The organism is Halopelagius inordinatus (genome assembly GCF_900113245.1).
GTDB lineage: Archaea > Halobacteriota > Halobacteria > Halobacteriales > Haloferacaceae > Halopelagius > Halopelagius inordinatus.
In genome coordinates, this window is the sequence record NZ_FOOQ01000004.1 from 121,655 (window position 1) to 142,973 (window position 21,319).

The following is a 21,319-nucleotide window of genomic DNA, read 5'->3' on the forward strand; positions in this document are numbered from 1 at the left end:
TTAGCGCCCGCAACACCGGCAAAGATTTAAGTAGCCAGGATGCTTACGAAGAGTAAGGACTCACCCTGTCCGGGCACCGTCTTTCTCCTCTTTCACCGGCCTCGGGGCGGGTCTGCGCCGACACCCAACACCATGAGCGATACAACAATCCGAGAGTACGTCAGCACGGAGCGACGACCGACAGAACAGACCGACGAACAGACGATAGACCCCGAAGAAGAGAACGTCTGCCCCGAATGCGGCGGCGACCTCGTCGCGGACGAGGAACACGGCGAGACGGTCTGTACCGACTGCGGACTCGTCGTCGAAGAGGACGAAGTGGACCGCGGCCCCGAGTGGCGCGCGTTCAACTCCTCGGAACGCGACTCGAAGTCCCGCGTCGGTGCGCCGACGACCCACATGATGCACGACAAGGGTCTCTCGACGAACATCGGCTGGCAGAACAAAGACGCCTACGGCAAGTCGCTGTCCGCGCGCCAGCGAGAGCAGATGCAACGTCTCCGCACGTGGAACGAGCGATTCCGCACGCGGGACTCGAAAGAGCGCAACCTCAAGCAAGCGCTCGGCGAGATAGACCGCATGGCCTCCGCGCTCGGTCTGCCCGAGAACGTCCGCGAGACGGCGTCGGTCATCTACCGCCGCGCACTCAGCGACGACCTGCTTCCGGGGCGCTCCATCGAGGGCGTCGCGACGGCGGCGCTGTACGCCGCGGCGCGACAGGCGGGCACTCCCCGCTCGCTCGACGAACTCGAACGCGTCTCTCGCGTCGACAAGATGGAACTGACCCGGACGTACCGATACGTCGTCCGCGAACTGAAGCTCGAAATCCAACCGGCCGACCCGGAGCAGTACGTCCCGCGGTTCGCCTCGGACCTCGACCTCTCAGACGAGGCCGAGAGACAGGCGCGCCACCTGCTTCGGAACGCCAAGGAAGCCGGTATCCACTCCGGGAAGTCGCCGGTCGGCCTCGCGGCCGCCGCCGTTTACGCGGCCGCCCTCCTCACGAACGAGAAGGTGACGCAGAGTCAGGTCAGCGACGTCGCGAGCATCTCGGAGGTCACCATCCGCAACCGCTACAAGGAACTCCTCGAAGCCGACGACCGAGGAATATTCGCGTAAATCGCTCAGCGGTGCGGGGAGTCCGGTGACGCCGAGACCACCCCACAGCCTCTCTCTGTCTTCTCTTCTCACTTCGATTACTGTTCTTTCGTAGATACGCCCCAGAGGCGTCGGTACTCGGCTCTCCGCGGGGTGCGTCGCCAACCGACGCCGCGGTTCGGTCCCGCGGAAAGGTTTATTGGCTCGCCGAGTGTCAAGATATGACATGGTCGAAGCCTTTGTTCGGCTGTTGTGTCCCGAATGCCGGAAGGACTGGGAGTCCGCCCCGACAGATCTGTCCGACCCGAAGAAGAACTTTACCTGCGGCGCCTGCGGGGCGACCCGGCGACTGGCGGAGTTCATGCGGACCGAACGCGACCTACAGACGGTGAAACAGTTTCAGTAGCGTCTCCTCGACGACCCGGTGAGAAACGAACGAGAGAAACGGTGTACTGCCGAGAGTGGCCGCGGAGTTACTGGTCTGGGACCGGAGATAGCGCACCGCAGGCGTCGCACTTGAGAACGGTCGCGCCCTGTTCGTCCACGAGGCGCGTGTCCGGCGACTCGCACTCGTCGCACCGGACGTACGCGTCCACGTACTCGTCTATGGCGTCGGCGACTCGGCGTTCTCTGAACGACCCCGTAAATCGGGCCCGACCCCGAGCGTCGATGCTCGCACTCGTCCCGAGTTCCGTCTGAAGGAACTTCAGCAGGTGGTCTCGGTCGCGCGCGAGGCGGTCGTACGTCTCCTCGAAGTTCTCGTACACCGTCGCGTTTCCCTCCTGTCGAATCGTCGGGTCGGGGACTTCGAAGCGGTGTGCGTCCTCCGCCTCGTCCGGCGTCTCGGATAGGGCCCGGTCGAGAGTGTCTTCGTAGTCCATATTCGCCGTGAAGGGTTACGCTCCCTAAAACGTTCGCGTCGGTGTTAAATGGCTAATAACCAACGATAACCTTCACGATCGAAGAAACAGAAATCGCCTGAATTAACCGGCTACTCCGCCGGATTCTGGTAGGAGTGTGTTAACGCGAGTCAAGATAGTAATATAATCCTCCGGTTGTAACAAACTGCTGCTCATGAAGAAGCAGGAGCTCATCCACCTGCACGGCCTGCTCGCAGAAGTACACAGCCACGTGGAGAAGTGGGAAGACGACGACGTTCCACTTACTGCCTACAACGAACTTGGCGTCCGACCGACATCTATCCACAAGTCCAAGACCGATCACAAGGCGGCCGTGTTCAAACTGTCGAAAGGTATCACCTCGTCGTTCGAAGAGACAACGCAGGAACGCGTTGCTCCGAAGGCCGACTGAGAGAACAACGGAAAGCTGTTCCTCCAGCAGTCACGTCCGCGAGTGACGACGCCGAGAAAGCCGTGCGTCGAGAGTGGCACGGCGCCGCACCGGTACGATACGTGTGTGCAAAACGTTTGGTTATACCCTTCTTAACCGCCGCGAGAGGAGTCAGGAGTCGTCGACGAGTTCCTCGAACTCGGGGATCAGATCGTCGTCGTCCGCGGTGTCGTCGCCGTCGTCGGTGGCGGCGTCGTCTGACTCCTCACCGTCGTCGTCCGCGCCCTCGTCGGGTATCTCTTCGACCGAGAGGATTTTCAGCGGCACGTTCTCTAACAGTTGTCCGATCTCTTTGCGCGCGATGCGCGAGGCGTGTTCCTCCTGTTCGACGTTGAAGACGGTCATCTCCAGTTCGAGGGCGACGAGGGCTTCGTCGGCGGCGATGAACGCGGGGGGTAGTTCTTCGCCCGACGGGGTGGTTCGCGACCCCATGTTTATCTCGACGTAGTTGAGGTCCGGATTGAGCATCTCGCCCGTCTTCGAGATGGCGATTCGGATGGCTTCGTCGGGCGTTTCGACGTCGTACACCGGGACTGCGGCCTCGACGACGACTCGACAATCCATGTTCGAATGTTGCGCTGCCTGCGGCAAGAAACTTCGCCCGAACCTCGCGAGAACCGAGTCTCAGGACGGCCAGAGAGTCCAGAACGGCGGGAGAGCCGAGAGCGGGCTGAAGCGTCGCAAGCGGAGCGGTCGCCGCCGCGAAATCGGTCTCAGGCCCCGCCGCCGCGGAGGTAGTGAAAGAGGTACGTCTGGGCGTACCCGGCGTACCGACCGCCGAGTCGGCGTCGAATCGCCCGCGACGTCTCTCGGTACGACCCGCGGTCGCAGTCGGGGTAGTGGTCGGCGATGGCGGACTGAATCCACGTGTCGAGGGGGACGGCTTCGAGGAATCCGAGCGAGAAAAGCAGAACGCAGTCGGACACTTTGTCGCCGACGCCGACGAACCGCGTCAGGCGCTCTCGGGCCGCCTCGTACTCCATACCGACGGCGTCGGCGGGGTCGTCGCCGCCCGCGACCATCTCTGCGGTGCGCTGAACGTACGGCGCGCGGTATCCGAGTCCGAGTTCTCGGAGTTCCGCCTCGGTCCGGTCCGCGAGACGGTCCGGCGACGGGAACGCGTCGAACGTCCGGCCCTCGACTTCGAGTTCGTCGCCGTACGACTCCGCGAGTGCCATCTGCATCCCGTGGATGCGAGAGACGCGCATCTGTGCCGAGCAGATAAAGGAGACGAGACAGGGAAACGGCGGGTCGCGGACGAGGCGCATCCCCTCGTAGGCGTCGTAGGCGCGTTCGAGCAAGGGGTCGTCGGGCGTCGTCTCGTATATCGCGTCCAAGTCGTCGTCGAGACGGAGGAGATGCGTGAGGACGGGCACCGCGTCGCCCGTCGCCTCCCACTCCAGTCTGTCGTCGAGTTGTCGAACGCGGACGACCATCCGTTCGTCGGAGACGTCCTCTATCGGCGGGACGACCGTCTCGTACCACGCCTCGCCGCCGTGGACGTCCATCGAGTCGTACATCCGACCGTCCGCGCGGTCCCAGAGGTAGGACTGACCGCTCTCTACGGTCGCCTGCAGGTCGAAGGGGCCGTCCAGGTCGGAACACGCGAGGGAACCGGTCTCGAACTCCATCGTGCCGAGAGACGGACGCGGACCGCTTCGGGGTTTCGATGCCCGCTTCGGAGGCGGACCGACCCCCGGCGGGTCAGCGGTTGCGCCCGAGGGGGAACTTGATTCGCTCGTCGTGTTCGTCGAACTCCTCGAAGATACGTTCGTAGAGGGCGTTTCTGGTCCCCGTCACGCCGCGCGGGGGCGAGAGAAACCGGAGGTGGAGTTCGACCCACGACTCCTTTTGAACGATGTTCACCGTCGGCCGGTCGGGAACGTCGAGGTCGACGGGGGTCTGCGCGAGTCGTCGCCGGTACATCGTTATCGCGTCCTCCATCTCGTCGCCGAGGTAGTCGTCGGCCACGTCGGCCATCGTCTGTCGGGCGAACGCGAGGTCTGTCTCGTACGCCACCTGCACCGTCAACTCGCTCCAGACGTACTCGAACAGCGTCGAGTAGTTCTTCACCTGCGAGGTGAGAAACTGCGAGTTCGGAACCGTGACCACCCGGCCGGACGGTTGGTTCGTGGTGACGAGGTGGCCGTGAATCTCCCACAGTTCGGTCGCGAGAAATCCAACCTCGATGACGTCGCCGCGGGTCTCCTCGACTTCGATTCGCTCGCCGACGGCGAACGGCCGCTTGAGCATGATGTAGAACCAGCCGATGAGAGAGAGAATCGGCTGTTGGAGGGCGAAGGTGATGGCGAACCCGACCACCCCGAGTGAGAACAGCACCCCGACCCACTCCTCGGTGAGGACGCCGAGGACGCCGACGGCGGCGACGGCGCCGAAGCAGAGCCGAAGCACGTTCCGCGCGTCGTGGACGCGGCGTTTGCTCTCAAAACGCCCGCTGATAGCGTACGTGACGAGAGCGTACACGCCGTAGGCAGAGGAGAGAACCGTTCCGACGGTGAGCACCTTCCGGACGACGGCGTTCAGGGTCTGGTCGCCCAGAGTCGCGTCGCCGAACAGTGCCGTCGCCGCGACGAACGCCGCCGCGAAACTGAATACGAGTGCGAGCGCCAGCGAACCGTACCCGAGTCGTCGTGTTGACACGGGAGAATATCTGCTGTGCGACAAGAGAAACTACCGAACTCCGCGTCGCAGGTTCCAGTCCTCAGAGGAAGAGTCTGATTCGGAGGCGAGCGTCCGCGGTGAGCGTTCACCGCGGGGTGCGACACCGGTCGGTTCGGCACGAGTGGGTTCGAGACGAGTCGGTTCGAAATCCGCGAGTCCGTTCGGCAGAGAGGGAGATACCGCGGCGAGAGAGTCGCCGGCGGTCCGGCGGTCACGTCGGGTCACTGCCGCGGCCTACGACAGTAGACGAGATAATTCCGCGCATCGTCCGGACATCCGACGGGTCCGAGTTCGTCGCGGATTCGACCGGCGGTTCAATCGCGGATGTGTTCGTCGGTCAGACTCGCGAGGCGGTTCGCACAGTCGGCGTCGAACCTGTCTTCGGTGCACCGCCACCGCCAGTTGCCCTCCGCGGTGCCGGGGACGTTGAACCGCGTTTCGGCCCCGAGTCCGAGGACGTCCTGCATCGTCGTGAACGCGAGGACGGCGTTAGACCGCCAGACGGCGTCGATCATCGACCAGTGAATCTCGGATCCGTCAGCGCCGATGTTGTAGTTGAGACAGTCCCGTTGGTCGTCCGGGAGGTCCTCGTAGTAGCCGACGAGGGTGTTCGTGTCGTGCGTCGAGGTGTAAGCCACGCAGTTCTCGGGGTAGTGCATCGGTTGGTACATGTGGCCCTGTTCGCACCACCCGGCGTACTGGGGGACGCGCATGCCCGGGAAGTCGAACCGGTCGCGGAGGCTCACGACGCTTTGGTCGAGGAACCCCAGGTCCTCGACGACGAACGGCAGGTCACCGAGTTCGCGTTCGACGGCCTCGAAAAACTCCGCGCCCGGCCCGTCGCGCCACTCGCCCGCAGAGGGCGGTTCGTCCGCGGGGATGGCCCAGTACTCGTCGAACCCCTTGAAGTGGTCGATGCGGGTGACGTCGACGAGTTCGAAGAGCCGTTTCAGTCGGTCCATCCACCAGTCGTAGTCGTTCTCGCGGAGGTACTCCCAGTCGTAGAGGGGGTTTCCCCACGACTGGCCGTCGTCGCCGGGGTTCGGCGGGACGCCCGCCACGACGGCGGGTTCGTTCTCCTCGGTCAGGTCGAACGCCTCCGGGGCGGTCCAGACGTCTGCGCTGTCGAGGGCGACGTAGATGGGCAGGTCACCGACCAACCGCACGCCGCGGTCGTTCGCGTACTCCTTCAGGTCGCGCCACTGCCTGTCGAAGACGAACTGGACGAACTCGCGGTAGGCAATCTCCTCTGAGAGTTCCTCGCGGAGGCGTTCGAGCGTCGCTTCGTCCCGCGTTCTGATCTCCTGTGGCCAGTCCACCCACGCGCCGTCGTACCGCGTGCGGAGCGACATGAACAGGGCGTACCCCGAGAGCCACGAGGACTCTCGCTCGCGGAACCGTTCGAACGCCTCGCGTTCGTCGTCCGACGCCTCGGACTCGAATCGGTCGTACGCCGCCCGGAGTTTCTCGCGCTTGTAGTCGCCGACGCGTTCGTACTCCACTTCGTGGTCCGAGAAGTCGGGAACGGGTTCGACGTCGTCGTCGGTCAGGTAGCCCCGTTCTCTCAGTCGTTCGAGACTGACGAGAAGCGGGTTGCCGGCGAACGCCGAGTAGGATTGGTACGGTGAGTTGCCGAGGACGGACGACGTGGGGCCGAGCGGACAGAACTGCCACAGCGACTGCTCCGCCGAGTCGAGCCAGTCTACGAACGTCCGAGCGCCGTCTCCTAAGTCACCGACTCCGTGCGGTCCGGGCAGCGAAGTGAGGTGCATGAAGACGCCGCTCTGTCTCTCGAATCGCATACCGGAATCTCCGCGGCACGGCAGTTAAGCGTGTGGTCGGGGAGCGACCGTCGGAGACCGCTTCCGCGCGGAGAGTGCGCCTCGGACCGTCAGGGCTCGAAGTGCGCGACGATAGGGAGGTGGTCGGAACGGTACGCCCCCTCGCGGATTCCGAGCGTCCGATACTGGAGTACCTCGGCCTCCGCGGGAGTGAAGACGTAGTCGATTCGGTCCCGTAACTCGTCGGTGAAGCCGTGGAAGGTACCCCACGGACCGTACACCGATGTCGTCCCCGCCTCGCGGCGGCCGTCCACGACGGGACTCGACCCGGCGGACCCCGTCTGACCCGTGAGGACGTGGTACGGCGGGGCCGTCGGGACCGAGTTGAGGTCGCCGGTGATGACGACCATCTCGCCGTTCTCCGAGCGCTGTTCTGCCCGCTTTCGGATGATGGCGGCCGACTCGCGGCGGGCCTCCGCATCGACGTGGGAGAAGTGAGTGTTGCAGAACCAGATGTCCGCGCCCGTCTCGTCGTGGGTCAGACTCGCCCACGTCGAGATGCGCGGGTTCTCGGCTCCCCACCCGACGCTCGGTTCGTCGGGCGTCGGCGAGAGCCAGAACACGCCCTTGTCCCGCAGTTCGAACTGATCCGAGTACCACGCTATCGGGACGGCTTCGCTCTCGTCGTCTCCGTCGCGGCCGAGTCCGTACCACTCGTAGCCGGTCACCGTCTCTCTCAGGTCGGCGAACTGGTTCGGCTGAGCCTCTTGGACGCCGAGCAGTTCGGGGTCGATCTGATCGACCGTCTCGGCGACCCGCGGGAGACGCGACCCCCACGGGTAGTCGTCTTCCGGATTGTCGTACCGGACGTTGAACGAACAGGCCGCGAGCGTTCCCTCGTCGTCCGGTTGCTCGAACTCCGTCGTCTCGTCGGCGGAGACGCTCCCCGCGAGACCCAGACCACCGACCGCACCGATGGCGGTTCCGACACCGACGAGCGCTTCACGTCGTGACAAGCATCCGACATTCATAACGATTGTTCGTCCGCTTCCACCGCGAAAAAGTTTCTCGCCGGAGATATGTATATCTATTCTCGTTGATAGTAGCGGGAGGCACAGTTTCAGTCGAGAGCGACCCGACGGAGGGTTCGTCGAGCGCTGGAATCGGCGACGCCGGAGTTCCGACCGTTCGTCCGTTCCCGTTCGGGCCGGAGCGTCGAGACGAGGTGCAGTTCCGTCAGAGTTCGAAGGTCGCGGCGACGGGCAGGTGATCGGAGCGGTATCCGCCCTCTCGCACTTCGAGCGTCCGGTACTCGTGCACGTCGGCCGACTTCGGAGTGAAGACGTAGTCGAACCGTTCTTTCGGCTCGTTAGTGAACGCGTGATAGGTCTTCTCGGGGCCGCGTACCGACGCTTCGTCGGCCGCCGTGCGGCCGTCGACGACGGGACTCGAACCGGCGTCCGTCTGTCCCGTGATGCTCTCGTAGGAGGGGGTCGAAGGCTCGTTGTTGAGGTCGATACTGACGACCGGGACTTCGCCGTTCTTCGTCCGTTCGACCGCTCGCTGTCGAATCAGTTCGGCCGAGTTCCGGCGAGTCCTCCAACTGGCAGAGGAGACGTGAGCGTTGCAGAACCAGATGTCGGTTCCCGTCGCCGTGTCGGTGAGACTCGCCCACGTCGATATTCTGGGGTACCGGGCCGCCCATCCGATACTCGGCTTCTCGGGCGTCGGCGAGAGCCAAAACTCTCCCGTCTCTCGCATCTCGAAGCGGTTCGTCGCCCACGCGACGGGAACGGCCTCGCTCTCCTCGCCACCCTCGCGGCCGATGCCGTACCACTCGTAGTCGGGAAACGCCTCTCTGAGGTCCGAAAACTGCCCGGGTTTGGCCTCTTGGATACCCAACAGGCCGGGTTCGAGTCCGCCGATAGCCTCGGTGACGCGGGGCCGACGCGACTCCCACGGGTGGTCGCTGTTCGAGGTTTCGTGCAAGATATTGAACGAACAGGCCGTGATCGGTCCGTCGTCGGGCGGCCCGGAGTCGTCGGCGTCGTCGGACTGACCCGAATCCGTCGTGCTGTCAGACTGCCCGGAGTCCGCTGTGCGTTCGGACTGTCCCGAGTCGTCAGCGTCGTCGGATTGGCCGGAATCGTCGGAGCTGAAAAGGTGTCCGAGAACGCCGCCGCCGCCGGCTACCGCGAGTACGGCACCGGCGCCCAAAAGCGTCTCCCGACGCGACGGAGATGATTCGTCCATCTTCTCTATATCCGAGCTGCGTCCTGTAAATATATTTTACACTAACCGGAGACTGTGTTGTTTAACAGGGAATGTCCGTTGAGGACCGGTCGATTTGCCGTCGGTCGCTCGTCCGTGCGACCCCGTGGCGGCACTCGAAAACACTTATTCGTACGCTCCGACTCGGGACGCATATGAGTGAAATCGTTGTAACGCTCCCCGACGGCACGGAGTTACCCGTCGAGGAGGGGGCGACGGTCGAAGACGTCGCGTACGAAATCGGGCCGGGCCTCGGGTCGGACACCGTCGCGGGCGTCGTCGACGGCGAACTCGTCGACAAGGCCTCGGCGGTCCACGACGGGGCCACCGTCGTCATCGTCACCGACCAGAGCGACGAGTATCTGGACGTGCTCCGCCACTCGGCCGCGCACGTCTTCGCGCAGGCGCTTCAGCGACTGTATCCGGAGGCGAAACTGGCCATCGGACCGCCGACCGACGAGGGGTTCTACTACGACGTAACCGGCGTGGACCTGGATCAAGAGGACCTCGAAGAGATAGAAGACGAGATGCGCGACATCGTCGAGGAGGACCTCGACATCGAGCGCGAACGTCTCTCCCGCGAGGAGGCCGTAGAGAAGTACGAGGACAACCCGTACAAACTCGACATCTTGGAGAACGAGGCGGCCGACGAGGACCCCGTCTCCTTCTTCGTGCAGGGCGAGTTCGAGGACCTATGTGCGGGCCCGCACGTCGAGTCCACGGGCGAAATCGGCGCGGTGGAACTGCTCAACATCTCCTCTGCGTACTGGCGCGGCGACGAGGAAAACGAGACGCTGACGCGCGTCTACGGGACGGCGTTCGAGTCCGAGTCCGACTTGGACGCGTACCTCGAACGGCGCGCGGAGGCCGAAGAGCGCGACCACCGGAAGATAGGCGGCGAGATGGACCTCTTTTCCATCCCGGAGACGACGGGGCCGGGGCTTCCGCTCTACCACCCGAACGGCAAGCGCATCCTCAACGAACTGTCCGGCTACGCCGAGTCGCTGAACCTCGACGCCGACTACGAACCCGTCGAGACGCCGCACCTGTTCCGGACGGAACTGTGGAAGAAGTCGGGCCACTACGACAACTACGTCGACGACATGTTCCTCCTCGACGTCAACGACGAGGAGTACGGCCTGAAGCCGATGAACTGTCCGGGCCACGCCACCATCTTCGACCAACACTCGTGGTCGTACCGCGACCTGCCGGTCCGCTACTTCGAAGACGGGAAGGTCTACCGCAAAGAGCAACGCGGCGAACTGTCTGGTCTCTCGCGGGTCTGGTCGTTCACCATCGACGACGGTCACCTGTTCTGTCGCCCCGAACAGATAGAACAGGAGATTCGACAGGTGATGGACTCCATCTTCGAGGTGCTGGAGACGTTCGGTCTGGACGCGCACGTCGCCCTCGCGACGCGCCCCGAGAAGTCCGTCGGCAGCGACGAGATATGGGAACAGGCAGAGACGCAACTCCGGTCGGTACTGGAGAGCCAGAACATCGACTACGACCTCGAACCGGGAGACGGTGCGTTCTACGGACCGAAGATAGACTTCTCGTTCGAGGACGCCCTCGGCCGTCACTGGGACGGACCGACGGTGCAGGTGGACTTCAACATGCCCGAACGGTTCGACCTCACCTACACGGGCGAGGACAACGAGGAACACCGCCCGGTGATGATCCACCGCGCGCTCTACGGCAGTTACGAGCGGTTCTTCATGGTGCTGATAGAGCACTTCGACGGGCGGTTCCCGCTTTGGCTCGCGCCCGAACAGGTCCGCATCCTCCCCATCAGCGACGACCAACTCGGCTACGCCCACCGCGTGAAAAACGAACTCGGCGACTTCCGCGTCAGCGTCGAGGACCGGTCGTGGACGCTCGGCCGGAAGATTCGCGAGGCGCAAGACGACCGCGTCCCGTACATGGTCATCGTCGGCGGCGACGAGGAGGAGGCCGGGACCATCTCCGTGCGCGACCGGAAGGAGCGCGAAAAACAGGACGTCGCGGTCGATGCGTTCCGCGACCACCTCGGCGCGGAGTACGGGGAGAAACGCCTCGAACCCGACTTCATCGACGAGTAGAACCCGCCCCGTCGATTCGTCCGCGCGCGGAGGGGCGGGCGTTCGCCGTCTCGGAACGGGTCACCACACCGGCGTGAGCAGGAAGGCGAGCGTCAATCCGGTCAGCGCGACGGACGCCTTCGCAACCGCACGCCGGAGGTGGCGTTTGATTTCCGAAACTATGCTCGCCGTCCGACGTTCCGCGGCTCGTTCGTGGTCTTGCATTCGGGGCACCTCCCGGCGTCCGCGCCGGGGCTGTGTATCGTTCGCAAACGGAGAGAGAACGGATAAACGCCGCCGACGGTTGGAGGAGTGAAACAGTCGAGAACGGCCCTCCCTGCGCTCGGATCGTTCCCGCCTCGGTCGGTCGATTACGCCCGAGCTAGCGGGTGAAACAGTTTCTAATTGAGAACCTAGCGCGGCGGGGTCGGCCGTCCCCCTACGTCCGGCGGAGGAGAGACCACCGTCGAATGTCAGAACGAGCGAATTTTAATCGAGACGGACGAAGCTAGCGGTATGACGTTCGTCGTGCCCTTCGACGGGTCGGAACTGGCCGAGGCGGCTCTCGTCCGGGCGGTGGAGTTCGCATCGGTCTTCGAGGAAGACGTGGTAGCCGTCGCGGTGATTCCGAACAGGAACCGCGACTACGCCCGAGAACACGGATGGCTCGGCCCCGACGAGGCGTTCGAGATGTCGTCCGTCGTCTCAAAACTGCACCGGCGGGTCGTCGAACTCTGTCCGAGCGCCGACTTTCGACACGAGGTCGTAGACCGGTTCGCCCCCGCGGGGACGATAGCGCGGGAACTGCGGCGAACGGCCGAAGAGGAGGGCGCCTCGATGGTGTTCGTCGGCAGCGAGAACGCCGGACGCATCGTGTCGCCGGTGAGCAGCGTCGGGCGCAACGTCGCCGCGGACGATTCCTACGACGTAGTCGTCGTCCGTCACCGGCGACCGACGAAAGTGAAGAAACTCAGGGAGTCGTCGCCGCACCGCCACTCGAAGTCGGACTTCTACCTGCCCGACTGAGAGCGTACCCGAGTGAAGCGCTCCGCCCGACGGAGTCCGTAGCCGCTTTTGGGTCTCTCAGACGGTCGGAGCCGTCTCCGCCCGCGCCGTCTGCCGGTCGAGTTCGCGCGCCACCGTCCGTTGGTACGCGTCGCCCCGAATCAGTCGAGAGAGGACGCCGAAGTGTCCCCCGTCCCACTCGGAGACGTTTCGGCGCGGGAGTCGCCACCGGCGGACGAGGGCCTCTGCGGTCTCCGTCGGAGCGACGTCGTCGTCGGATCCGTAGACGACGAGTATCCGTTCGGGGTCGAGCGCCGGGTCCGCGGGCGGATTGAGGAGGGGAGCGAACTCCCGAAGGTGGCGGCCCGTCCATCCGGCCGCAGAGAGGGCGTCGCCGAGTTCGACGGCGTCGCCCAACCGACTCGACGTGATGGTCTGGTCTATCGCGCCCGGCATCCCTATCGGAGCGACAAAGTCCGGCCGCATCGACTCGGCCCACAGGTCACAGTGCCCGGCGACGTGGAGGGCGACGGTGCCGCCGAGACTGAGGCCGCCGACGCCGACGCGGGGTGCGCCCTCCGTCCGCGCCCAGTCGACGAAGACGCCCGCCTCCTTCGACGCCGCGGCGTAGAGTTCGAACATCCCCACCGGCGCGCGTGCGAGGTACGGTTCGCCGCTGTACCGCCCGCGCGGTTCGCGGTGGGCGTGCCACGGCGCGTCGGGGAGGACGACGCGGTACCCCTCTCGGGCGAGGCGGCGACCCACGGCCTCCTCTTCGGGCCAGTAGCCGGCCAGGTCGCCGAGAGACGCCAGTCCGCCGTAGAAGACGAACGTCGGCAGGTCCCCCTCCGCGTCGTCCGGTTCGTAGACGCGGGCGGTGGCGGTGTCGCCGACGTGTAACGCCGGCGTCTCGAACCGCAGTCTGAACTCCGTCGTCCCCGGGCCGTGGACCGTCGCAGACCGGGTGACGCGCGGGAGCGCCTCCGTCACGGTGGCGTCCGAAAAGCCGTAGAGACGGTCCGGGTCCGCGAGTTCCCGCGCCCACTTTCCCGCGGCGTCGCTGGGGTCCGGCACGTCGTACTTCACCGGCGGGACGTGGTGGTCGCGCGCGATGAACCCGAACAGGTCGTCCGGGCGGGCGTGCGCATCGGAGATTCGGCGTCGCTCGCGTTCGAGTGCGACGCGTCGGTCCGGTCCGGCGTCAGCGTCGCCCCAGAAGACGGCCTCCCAGCGTTCGGTCACCTCCTCGTACGCCTCGCGAACCTCGGCGTACCGCGCGAGTGCCGCCTCGATTCTGTCGTGGAGATGCGGGGCGGGAGGTGCGTCCGCCTCGCGGAGGAACGCCTCGGGACCCGACCCGAGGGCGACGTCCGCCGCCGCGCGGAGGCGGTATCCGGCGAACTGCCGCGGGAGCGAACGCATCTTCAGCGACTCGAACGGGCCTGTGGCCGTCACCGCGCCGAGGGGCGACGAGAGGAACTTCTGGATTCTCGGAGTGTTGAGTCGGTCCATGACGTTCGGTACGCGTGAGAGCGTATTGACACTAGGGACGCGGGAGCCTCACCGTCGGTGAGTGCGTCCCTTCGAAGTCGCGCCGAGGACGACGAGGAGGGTACAAACGTCAAAACGAGCGAAGGGACCGCCGACGAAGACCACCGGGTTCACGAAAGCTGGCGGCGGCGGAAGTACGCCGGTCAGTCGGCGTCGTAACCGTGCGACGACGTGGAGGGCGACGGCGAATCACCCAGTCCGAGGCGCGCGCGGAAGGCGTCGCGCTTTACGAGTGCGAACCCGGCGAAGACGGCGAGAAAGCCGACGAGCGTCTGCCCGCTGATAGCGTGGTCGAGAATCGCCCAACTCACCGTCGAGGCGACGACCGGTTCGAGATATCCGATGAGGTTCACCTCCGTCGCGCCGACGCGGTCCAAGAGGGTGAAGTAGATGAGGAAGGCGACGACGCCGGAGACGAGCGTCAGATACGCCAGCGAGGCGACGGCGGGGACCGTCCACTCGACGCTCGCGACGGATTCGCCGCGGGCGAACGACGCTCCGAAGAGGATGACCGCGCCGAGGAGCATCGCCCACGCCTGCATCGACTCCGTCGGTAGACTCACCCGAAGCGGACGGCCGATGACGGCCCCGAAGGCGAACGTCACGCATCCGAGGAAGATGAGGCCGATACCGAGGATGTCCGCAGACAGGAGGTTCGCCGGGTCGGGGTCCGCGACGACGACGACGCCCGCGATGCCGAGCAGAAAGCCGAGCACGCCGAATCGGTCCAGCGACTCGTCGAGGACGATGGCCGCGAAGACGGCCGTCAGTACCGGAGAGAGGCTGACGACCACCGAGGAGACGGCGCCCGGAACGTGCATCTGACCGAGATAGAGGAGAGCGTGATAGGCGGCGATTATCAGACCGCCGGCGATGGCGACGCTCAGGAACTCGTCACGCCCGCGCGGGAGAAGGCGGTCGGCCGAGACGGCAGCGTAGCCCAGGATAATCGCACCCGCCGCCGCGTACCGGATGGCCGCAAACAGCATCGGCGGAAAGTACGGTAGTCCGACTTCGATAGCGACGAACGAGGTGCCCCAGAAGCACGCGAGCGTGAGAAACAACGCCGCGTCGCGTCCTGCAGAACCGAATCGAGCGAGTGGATTCATCGATGTATTTCTCCATCTGAGACGGTCGTTGTTAAACCTGACTACAACGTACCTCCATTGAATTGGATTCACACACAAAGAAATGCCCTATTAGGTCCTGAAAGATCAATACAATAGTAGAGCGTGGGAGAAACGTGTAATCCGGTTGACGACGCGTCCGATAGCGGTGGATGTTAAGCGACCGGAGACGTATCCTCTCGCAACTGGTCATGGACGAACGAGACATCCGCCTGTTGAAGGCGATATCCGACTTAGAGACGGGGAGTCCCGAGAGACTCCACGAGGAGACCGACATCCCCGTCTCGACGATCCACTACCGACTCAACAATCTCCGCGATGCGGGCGTCATCGAGAACGACCTGTACGATTTGGACATAGAGAAGGTCGGACTCGACGTGACCGTTCTCGTCGAGATTCTCGCGGACTACAGCGGGTCGCACCACGACTTCGAAGAGAAGATTCTCGACGTCGAAGGCGTGACGCAGGCGTACTTCACCATGGGTGAGACGGATTTCATCGTCGTCGCGCATCTCTCGGGCAGGGAGATGGTCGAGCGACTCATCACCGACTTCGAGACGATAGAGGAGGTCCAACGGACGAACTCCACGTTCGTCATCTCGACGCTCCGGGACAGTCACCGGGCGCTACAGAACTACAGTCTGGAGACGCTTCTCGACGAACTCCTCGACGAGGAGAAGTAAAACCCTCATTATCGTCGTCTAGACTCTTAATTTCCGGCGATAAACGCGTTGTTGTCAGAATAGCGTTTATTGTGGTCGGTTCCGAGAGAAGACAGTGTGAGCCGACACGTCACTCCGGCGACACGGGCGGTCACCGACGTCCGAATCGTCCGGCCGATGAACGACCACGGCGCGATGACGGTGAGAGTCGAGTCCGGAAACGAAGTGCGACAGATAGTCGAGTACGGATCGAGCGACGTCAGAGACGCACTCGAACGGTTACCCGCGGGGACGACGGTTCCGCTGGAGACGGAAGCGGTCGGGATGCGCGGGAACGCGTGGCGCGCCGTCGAACTCGGCGACGACCGAAACACGCGGGACACGTCGTCCTCGCGGACGGAGTACGGCGCAGAGCAGACGTACGCTCCCGGCGACGAGACGCACGAACAGCCAGAGACGGTCCAGTCCTGACGGAACCGCGCCGAACGTCGGTGCAACCGACGTCTCCGCTACGACGGTGAGAAGAACGATCCGCTTCGGTCGTCTGGCACCACGACGAGGGCGAATGTCGTACCGACGACGCCTCCGTCCGGCGATTTTTACTGGAAACCCGGTGTGCGGTCGGCGGCGCGGACGCTCCGAGTTCGAGAGTAGTGAAAACGGGCGGGAGGGAGTTGAACCACGCCGAGACTCACTTCGTTCGTCTCGTCTCGTTCGACTCCGCCCGCAGTCCGATTACCGTCCGAGGACGGGCCGGGAGGGAGTTGAACCCCCGACCGTCTGATTAAGAGTCAGACGCTCTACCTAACTGAGCTACCGGCCCTCGCAATTTCTCGTAACGGAGGGGTAAGTAAATGTGTTTCCTTTCGGCCCCGTTCGAGCGGTCGTATCGCGCCTCGCGGGCCCCGACGAGTTCCGCTCGCTCGTCGAAACGAGTGCTGTTAAGTGTCGTCCGCCAGAATTGCAAGTAACATGAGTGCTGGGGTCACTATCTCCTCGATGTCTACGTACGCCATACTCGGATGCGGGAGTGTGGGTCACGCGGTGGCCGAGGAGCTAGCGGAGGAGGGCAAGAGCGTGCTCATCCTCGACAAGGACGAGAGCCGGGTCGAGGCGCTCCGCGACCAAGACCTGAACGCACAGACGACCGACATCGCGGACCCGTCCGTCGCGGAGGTGGTCGCGGACCGCAACGTGGTCCTCATCCTCTCGTCGGACGTGGAGGCGAACAAAGCCGCCGTCTCGGCCATCCGGGAGAACGGCGGCGAGCAGTTCATCGTCGTCCGGGCCTCCGACCCCGTCTCGGAGGACGAACTCGCCGAACTCGGGGCCGACGTCGTCATCAACCCCTCCGAGGTCATCGCCGACTCCGCGCTTCGGTCGCTCGAATCGGGCGAACTGGAGTACAAAGCGCGGCAGTTGGCCGACATCCTCGAAGGGACGGAAGACGGACTCGCCATCCTCACCCACGACAATCCGGACCCCGACTCCATCGCGAGTGCGGTGGCTCTGCAAGCCATCGCGTCGGAGTACAGTATCGAGTCCGATATCCTCTACGACGGCGAAATCGGTCACCAGGAGAACCGCGCGTTCGTCAACCTCCTCGGCATCGAACTCGTTCGTCTCTCGGACGCGCCGCCCCTCTCGGAGTACGGCGCGGTGGCGCTCGTAGACCACATGAAGTCCTCGGAACCGGAGGTCAACGCGGAGATAGACATCTTCATCGACCACTTCGAACCGGACGAGGAGATAGACGCCGCATTCATGGACGTTCGACCGAACGTCTCGTCTACGTCGACCATCCTCACGAAGTACATCCAGGAGTTCGACCTGAGCCCGAGCGAAGCGGTCGCGACGGCGCTTCTGTACGGAGTCCGGGCTGAGACGCTCGACTTCAAGCGCGAAACGACGCCCGCGGACCTCACCGCGGCGGCGTATCTCTACCCCTTCGCCAACCACGACACCCTCGAACAGGTAGAGTCGCCCTCCATGTCCGCCGAGACGTTGGACGTGCTCGCGGAGGCCATCCAGAACCGCGAGGTACAGGGGAGTCACCTCGTCTCGAACGCGGGGTTCATCCGCGACAGAGACGCGTTGGGACAGGCGGCCCAACATCTGCTCAAACTCGAAGGCATCACGACGACGGCGGTGTTCGGCATCGCGGACGAGAAAATCTACCTCTCGGCTCGGTCGAAGGACATCCGGATGAACATCGGGAAGGTCCTGCAGGACGCCTTCGAGGGTATCGGCGACGCTGGTGGCCACTCGACGCAGGGGTCGGTCGAGATTCCGCTCGGCATCTTCACGGGTATCGAGACGAACGAGGACAACCGCGGTACCCTGCTTCAACTCACCGAGGAGGCCGTTCGCAGAAAGCTCTTCGAGGGGATGGGCGTCGAGAGTTCCGACAGCAGCAACGGGAGCTAATCGGAGTCAGGCGACCAGCGAGCCTTCTTCTTCTTCTTCCGGTTCTTTCAGGCGTTCGACCACGTCGTTGACGAGGATGACGTCGCCGACGGCGCGTACCCAGCGGTACGGGATGAGCACGCCCTTCCCGGGTGCGATGCGGTTTCCGAACAGTTCGTCGTTGAGTGCGGAGAGTGCGAGTCCCGTAACGGTTTGCCGGTCGAGGTCGAGTCGGATATCTTCGACTTCCCCGACGAACACCCCGTTGTTGGAGTAGACCTCGCGACCGACAAGTGTCGTGATCTCTTCGGGGGTCCCGTCCATGTCCTGTCTCTTGGAGGCATTTGACTTAATAGTTCGTAGCCGTCGACAGCGTCAGCGGGTGACACGTCGGTTCGTGGCAGACGACTGTCAGACTCGCGGCGGGGCGCGAACGGCCGCCCCTCCCTCGCACGGCGTCCCGGCCTCTCACGGGCGGGGCGCGACCAACTCGACGGGGTGTCTGCTGGGCCGTCGCAGCAACGAGTCCAGTTGGTCGAGACAGGAGGTTCCGGAGGCGACGACGGTTCGGTCGCGGGCCTCTTCGGTCTCGAACTGCCGTCTGAGTTCGTCGCCGACGTCCATGCTGAGTTCGTAGTACTCCGATTTGTAGCCGAACGACCCCGCCATCCCGCAGCACTCGACGTCCGAGGTGAGAACGTCGTAGCCGAGGCGTTCGAGCACCGCCTCCGTGTGTCCCTCCAGTCCGAGCGTTCGTTGCTGGCAGTGACTGTGGTAGGCGACGTCCGCTTTGCCGGGGTCGGGCGACGAAAGCGCGTCGGCGTCCGCCCCGTTTTCGAGCAGTCCGAAGACGTACTCCATCACCTCGTAGGAGCGTTCGGAGAGGCGACGCTGGGACGCCGCGGGGAGGAGTCTCTCGTACTCGCGGTCGAACATCGCGAGGTCCGACGGTTCGACGACGACGACGTCGAACCCGTCGTCGAGGTACGCTCCGAGTCCGTCGGACACCTCGCGGGCCTGTTTCTTCGCCGTCGCAATCATCCCCTGCGAGAGGGGCGCCCGGCCCGAGGGGGCCACGTCCGGGACGACGACGGCGACGCCGAGCGCTTCCAACGCTCTGACGGCCGCTTTCCCCCGTTCGACCTGGACGTGGTTCGTGTACAGGTCGGGGTAGAGGACGGCGCGCCGGACGGGGCCGTCGGCCGCCGAACCGCGCTCTGCTCGCGGCGTCGTCGCTCGCTTCTCCGAGGCGTCCGCCCCGCCGCGCTTCTCGAACCACTTTTTCAGCGTCTCGCGCCGGAACTCCGGCAGGTCTCGTCGCTCGTCGATGCCGAGGGTCTTCGCCATCACCGTCCGCGCGACGCCGAGGTTCGCCGCCCAGTTCGACACCGGCGCGAGGGCGCTTCCGACCGTCGCGGCGGTCCGGAAGTTGCCGAAGAACCGCTTTTGCAGGTCGACGCCGCCGGACTCCTCGTCGGGCGTCAACCCTTCGACCAGCCAGTCGAGTTCGCGGCTCTCGCCGCGGTTTATCCGGTCGCGGACGACGGTGTTTATCCACGGGATGTCTATCCCGACGGGGCAGGCGTTGACGCACCGCGAACAGCCCGTACAGAGGTCGTTGAACTCCGATGCGGTGTCGAGGCCCTCGATTCCGGCCTCCCACCCGGTGGCGATGCCGCCGGAGTACGTCTCCCCGCCGAAGGCGTGGCCGCCGACGCTCTGGAAGTTCGCACACGAGTTCGAACACGCGGAACACCGGATGCAGTAGAGCGTCTCTTCGAGGTGTTCGTCCTCGCGCATCTCCATGCGCCCGTTGTCGATGAGCACGAGGTGGAACTCTCGGTCCGTCTCAGCCTCTGTCACCGGCGTGTCCGGGTCGTCGAAATCGACGGTCGGAGAGTCCATCGGCGGCGTGAGAAGCGAGACGTACGAGGTGATATCTTGGCCCGTCCCGGACCGTCCGATGAGTTCGACGAACGGTTGGAGGTCCTCGACCGTCGGAATCACCTTCTCGACGCCCGCGACGGCGACGTGGGTGTCCGTCGCCGCGAGGCTCTTTCGGGCGTTACCCTCGCTCGTGACGAGTGCGACTGTGCCCGTATCGGCGGTGATGAAGTTCGCGCCCGTCATGCCCACGTCGGCGTCCTCGATGAGCGTTCCGAGATGTTCGCGGGCGAACATCGTCAGTTCCTGCGCGGTTTCGAGCGGTTCCTCCGGTTCGAACGTCTCGTTGAACAGGTCCGCGATGCCCTCGCGGGATTTGTGGAGGGCGGGCGCGACGATGTGGGAGGGCGCCTCCGCGGCGACCTGCAGGACCCACTCGCCAAGGTCGGTCTCCACCACGTCCACCCCCTCGGCTTCGAGCGCCTCGTTCACGTCTATCTCCTCTGACGTCATCGACTTCGACTTCACGACGCGCTCTGCGTCCCTCTCGTCGCACACCTCGCTCACGTAGCGGTTCGCGTCTTCGGCGTCCTCCGCGAGGTACAGCGTTCCGCCGTTCTCTTCTACGGTATCGCGGAGTTCGTCTATCAGTTCGGGGAGGCGTTCGATGGCGTCTTCTTTGATGGCGCGAGCCTCCTGTTTCAGTTCCTCGTAGTCGTCGAGGCGGGAGACGGAGTCGTACCGACCGGCGTTGAACCCGCGGGTGTTCCGCGCGACGGCGTCGCCCTCGGTTTCGAGCAGTTGCCGGATGTGGGACGCCTTCGCCTCTCTGGAGTCGCCCTTACTCATCGAGCATCACCACGTGGACGTCTTTCGGGCCGTGGGCCCCTTTCACGAGTGCGCCCATGTCCGCGGTAGCGCTCGGTCCGGTGGCGATTATGGCGGAGTCGTTTCCGGCGCGGAACTCCTCGCCCAACCACCCGAAAGCGTCCGGCATCCCGGGGACGATGTCCGACGTCCGGAGGACGGTCACGTGCGTGTCGGAGAACAGACTCACCGGTTCGGTCCCCTCGGGCGTCGCCGGAAGGACGACGCTCCCGTAGTCCGCGATACCGATACCGGCGGCGGTGACGCCGGTGTCGGCCTCGCGAAGGTCGCTCGGAGACGGGTCGTCGTTCACCCACTCCGGGAGCGAGACGCCGTCGAACGGGAGCGGAACGCCCACGGTGGGGGCCGAACAGACCGATTCCAGCACTTCGGGAACGTCCCCTGCGGCGGCGTGCGTCCAGTCGACGTCGAGACGTTCGAGCGAGTCCTCGAACGTCGCGGCCGTGTCAGTCATCATGTAACGCAGTTGCAAATCGGAGTAGTTGGTTCTTCGGGTCGGGCCGAACGCGGCGCACCCGCGCCGTCCGCGAGTCGAACTGTCGCCTCAGCGATGG

21 protein-coding genes and 1 tRNA gene are annotated in these 21,319 nt (G+C 64.6%); 8 read left to right on the top strand and 14 right to left on the bottom strand.

The window, feature by feature from the left end; genetic code table 11:
- Window positions 1-132: 132 nt before the first annotated feature.
- Together BM167_RS14095 and BM167_RS14100 are read left to right on the top strand one after the other, a co-directional pair.
- The gene (locus BM167_RS14095; protein ID WP_092893363.1) at window positions 133-1,119 is read left to right on the top strand and encodes a transcription initiation factor IIB; all 987 of its coding nucleotides are present in this window, start codon (window positions 133-135) and stop codon (window positions 1,117-1,119) included.
- A gap of 205 nt (window positions 1,120-1,324) precedes the next feature.
- Window positions 1,325-1,504 carry a DUF7836 family putative zinc-binding protein gene (locus BM167_RS14100; RefSeq protein WP_092893364.1) on the top strand — a complete coding sequence of 60 codons (180 nt, stop codon included), beginning with the start codon at window positions 1,325-1,327 and terminating at the stop codon, window positions 1,502-1,504.
- A 67-nt stretch (window positions 1,505-1,571) separates the two neighbouring features.
- On the opposite strand, the gene BM167_RS14105 is transcribed toward BM167_RS14100, so the two are convergent.
- Window positions 1,572-1,979 (bottom strand): translation initiation factor IF-2 subunit beta, encoded by a 408-nt coding sequence (locus BM167_RS14105; RefSeq protein WP_092893365.1) that lies wholly within the window; start codon window positions 1,977-1,979, stop codon window positions 1,572-1,574.
- Between the two features lie 193 nt (window positions 1,980-2,172).
- Between BM167_RS14105 and BM167_RS14110 the strand changes: the two genes are divergently transcribed.
- Entirely contained in the window at window positions 2,173-2,409 is a 237-nt protein-coding gene (locus BM167_RS14110) for a UPF0058 family protein (protein WP_092893366.1), read from the top strand.
- A 150-nt stretch (window positions 2,410-2,559) separates the two neighbouring features.
- Here BM167_RS14110 and BM167_RS14115 read toward each other — a convergent pair whose 3' ends face one another.
- From BM167_RS14115 to BM167_RS14145, 6 genes are all read right to left on the bottom strand, one after another.
- Complete coding sequence (locus BM167_RS14115; protein WP_092893367.1) at window positions 2,560-3,012, bottom strand: DUF555 domain-containing protein; 453 nt, start codon at window positions 3,010-3,012, stop codon at window positions 2,560-2,562.
- Window positions 3,013-3,161: 149 nt separating this feature from the next.
- The gene (locus BM167_RS14120; protein ID WP_092893368.1) at window positions 3,162-4,079 is read right to left on the bottom strand and encodes a DNA-3-methyladenine glycosylase family protein; all 918 of its coding nucleotides are present in this window, start codon (window positions 4,077-4,079) and stop codon (window positions 3,162-3,164) included.
- Between the two features lie 73 nt (window positions 4,080-4,152).
- On the bottom strand, window positions 4,153-5,109 hold the full coding sequence (locus BM167_RS14125) for a mechanosensitive ion channel family protein (RefSeq protein WP_092893369.1): 957 nt from the start codon (window positions 5,107-5,109) through the stop codon (window positions 4,153-4,155).
- A 335-nt stretch (window positions 5,110-5,444) separates the two neighbouring features.
- Entirely contained in the window at window positions 5,445-6,932 is a 1,488-nt protein-coding gene (gene malQ / locus BM167_RS14135; protein ID WP_092893371.1) for a 4-alpha-glucanotransferase, read from the bottom strand.
- Window positions 6,933-7,021: 89 nt separating this feature from the next.
- The gene (locus BM167_RS14140; RefSeq protein ID WP_218153807.1) at window positions 7,022-7,927 is read right to left on the bottom strand and encodes an endonuclease/exonuclease/phosphatase family protein; all 906 of its coding nucleotides are present in this window, start codon (window positions 7,925-7,927) and stop codon (window positions 7,022-7,024) included.
- Between the two features lie 220 nt (window positions 7,928-8,147).
- On the bottom strand, window positions 8,148-9,164 hold the full coding sequence (locus tag BM167_RS14145) for an endonuclease/exonuclease/phosphatase family protein (RefSeq protein WP_092893372.1): 1,017 nt from the start codon (window positions 9,162-9,164) through the stop codon (window positions 8,148-8,150).
- A 173-nt stretch (window positions 9,165-9,337) separates the two neighbouring features.
- Here BM167_RS14145 and thrS point away from each other — a divergent pair, with 173 nt between their 5' ends.
- Window positions 9,338-11,263: a threonine--tRNA ligase gene (gene thrS / locus BM167_RS14150; RefSeq protein WP_092893373.1), complete on the top strand. Its 1,926-nt coding sequence runs from the start codon at window positions 9,338-9,340 to the stop codon at window positions 11,261-11,263.
- Window positions 11,264-11,323: 60 nt separating this feature from the next.
- Here thrS and BM167_RS18595 read toward each other — a convergent pair whose 3' ends face one another.
- Window positions 11,324-11,467: a hypothetical protein gene (locus BM167_RS18595; RefSeq protein WP_177213381.1), complete on the bottom strand. Its 144-nt coding sequence runs from the start codon at window positions 11,465-11,467 to the stop codon at window positions 11,324-11,326.
- A gap of 291 nt (window positions 11,468-11,758) precedes the next feature.
- On the opposite strand from BM167_RS18595, the gene BM167_RS14155 reads away from it, so the two are divergent.
- Window positions 11,759-12,268 (top strand): universal stress protein, encoded by a 510-nt coding sequence (locus BM167_RS14155; RefSeq protein WP_092893374.1) that lies wholly within the window; start codon window positions 11,759-11,761, stop codon window positions 12,266-12,268.
- A 57-nt stretch (window positions 12,269-12,325) separates the two neighbouring features.
- Here BM167_RS14155 and BM167_RS14160 read toward each other — a convergent pair whose 3' ends face one another.
- Both BM167_RS14160 and BM167_RS14165 read right to left on the bottom strand, forming a co-directional pair.
- Complete coding sequence (locus tag BM167_RS14160) at window positions 12,326-13,759, bottom strand: alpha/beta fold hydrolase (protein ID WP_092893375.1); 1,434 nt, start codon at window positions 13,757-13,759, stop codon at window positions 12,326-12,328.
- A gap of 182 nt (window positions 13,760-13,941) precedes the next feature.
- Window positions 13,942-14,907, bottom strand: a complete 966-nt coding sequence (locus BM167_RS14165; RefSeq protein WP_092893376.1) for a DMT family transporter — start codon at window positions 14,905-14,907, stop codon at window positions 13,942-13,944.
- Window positions 14,908-15,116: 209 nt separating this feature from the next.
- Between BM167_RS14165 and BM167_RS14170 the strand changes: the two genes are divergently transcribed.
- Both BM167_RS14170 and BM167_RS18600 read left to right on the top strand, forming a co-directional pair.
- Window positions 15,117-15,608 carry an Lrp/AsnC family transcriptional regulator gene (locus tag BM167_RS14170; RefSeq protein ID WP_092893419.1) on the top strand — a complete coding sequence of 164 codons (492 nt, stop codon included), beginning with the start codon at window positions 15,117-15,119 and terminating at the stop codon, window positions 15,606-15,608.
- Window positions 15,609-15,704: 96 nt separating this feature from the next.
- Window positions 15,705-16,058, top strand: a complete 354-nt coding sequence (locus tag BM167_RS18600; RefSeq protein ID WP_177213382.1) for a DUF7999 family protein — start codon at window positions 15,705-15,707, stop codon at window positions 16,056-16,058.
- Window positions 16,059-16,336: 278 nt separating this feature from the next.
- Here the strand turns inward: BM167_RS18600 and BM167_RS14180 are convergent.
- Window positions 16,337-16,410: transfer RNA gene (locus BM167_RS14180), tRNA-Lys, on the bottom strand.
- 149 nt (window positions 16,411-16,559) lie between these two features.
- On the opposite strand from BM167_RS14180, the gene BM167_RS14185 reads away from it, so the two are divergent.
- Window positions 16,560-18,014: a DHH family phosphoesterase gene (locus BM167_RS14185; protein WP_092893377.1), complete on the top strand. Its 1,455-nt coding sequence runs from the start codon at window positions 16,560-16,562 to the stop codon at window positions 18,012-18,014.
- A gap of 6 nt (window positions 18,015-18,020) precedes the next feature.
- Here the strand turns inward: BM167_RS14185 and BM167_RS14190 are convergent, their stop codons facing one another.
- From BM167_RS14190 to BM167_RS14200, 3 genes are all read right to left on the bottom strand, one after another.
- Complete coding sequence (locus BM167_RS14190; RefSeq protein WP_092893378.1) at window positions 18,021-18,317, bottom strand: PRC-barrel domain-containing protein; 297 nt, start codon at window positions 18,315-18,317, stop codon at window positions 18,021-18,023.
- 144 nt (window positions 18,318-18,461) lie between these two features.
- Complete coding sequence (locus BM167_RS14195; protein ID WP_092893379.1) at window positions 18,462-20,726, bottom strand: LUD domain-containing protein; 2,265 nt, start codon at window positions 20,724-20,726, stop codon at window positions 18,462-18,464.
- Window positions 20,719-21,222: an LUD domain-containing protein gene (locus BM167_RS14200; RefSeq protein WP_092893380.1), complete on the bottom strand. Its 504-nt coding sequence runs from the start codon at window positions 21,220-21,222 to the stop codon at window positions 20,719-20,721. The genes BM167_RS14195 and BM167_RS14200 overlap by 8 nt, the downstream gene beginning before the upstream one ends.
- Between the last annotated feature and the right edge of the window lie 97 nt (window positions 21,223-21,319).

Coding starts and splice junctions, on each gene's coding strand:
- BM167_RS14200 (WP_092893380.1), bottom strand. CDS start 21,222: ATGATGACTGACACGGCCGCGACGTTCGAGGACTCGCTCGAACGTCTC.
- BM167_RS14095 (WP_092893363.1), top strand. CDS start 133: ATGAGCGATACAACAATCCGAGAGTACGTCAGCACGGAGCGACGACCG.
- BM167_RS14190 (WP_092893378.1), bottom strand. CDS start 18,317: ATGGACGGGACCCCCGAAGAGATCACGACACTTGTCGGTCGCGAGGTC.
- thrS (WP_092893373.1), top strand. CDS start 9,338: ATGAGTGAAATCGTTGTAACGCTCCCCGACGGCACGGAGTTACCCGTC.
- BM167_RS18595 (WP_177213381.1), bottom strand. CDS start 11,467: ATGCAAGACCACGAACGAGCCGCGGAACGTCGGACGGCGAGCATAGTT.
- BM167_RS14145 (WP_092893372.1), bottom strand. CDS start 9,164: ATGGACGAATCATCTCCGTCGCGTCGGGAGACGCTTTTGGGCGCCGGT.
- BM167_RS14170 (WP_092893419.1), top strand. CDS start 15,117: ATGGACGAACGAGACATCCGCCTGTTGAAGGCGATATCCGACTTAGAG.
- BM167_RS14160 (WP_092893375.1), bottom strand. CDS start 13,759: ATGGACCGACTCAACACTCCGAGAATCCAGAAGTTCCTCTCGTCGCCC.
- BM167_RS14105 (WP_092893365.1), bottom strand. CDS start 1,979: ATGGACTACGAAGACACTCTCGACCGGGCCCTATCCGAGACGCCGGAC.
- BM167_RS14115 (WP_092893367.1), bottom strand. CDS start 3,012: ATGGATTGTCGAGTCGTCGTCGAGGCCGCAGTCCCGGTGTACGACGTC.
- BM167_RS14155 (WP_092893374.1), top strand. CDS start 11,759: ATGACGTTCGTCGTGCCCTTCGACGGGTCGGAACTGGCCGAGGCGGCT.
- malQ (WP_092893371.1), bottom strand. CDS start 6,932: ATGCGATTCGAGAGACAGAGCGGCGTCTTCATGCACCTCACTTCGCTG.
- BM167_RS14120 (WP_092893368.1), bottom strand. CDS start 4,079: ATGGAGTTCGAGACCGGTTCCCTCGCGTGTTCCGACCTGGACGGCCCC.
- BM167_RS14100 (WP_092893364.1), top strand. CDS start 1,325: ATGGTCGAAGCCTTTGTTCGGCTGTTGTGTCCCGAATGCCGGAAGGAC.
- BM167_RS14195 (WP_092893379.1), bottom strand. CDS start 20,726: ATGAGTAAGGGCGACTCCAGAGAGGCGAAGGCGTCCCACATCCGGCAA.
- BM167_RS14165 (WP_092893376.1), bottom strand. CDS start 14,907: ATGAATCCACTCGCTCGATTCGGTTCTGCAGGACGCGACGCGGCGTTG.
- BM167_RS14185 (WP_092893377.1), top strand. CDS start 16,560: ATGAGTGCTGGGGTCACTATCTCCTCGATGTCTACGTACGCCATACTC.
- BM167_RS14110 (WP_092893366.1), top strand. CDS start 2,173: ATGAAGAAGCAGGAGCTCATCCACCTGCACGGCCTGCTCGCAGAAGTA.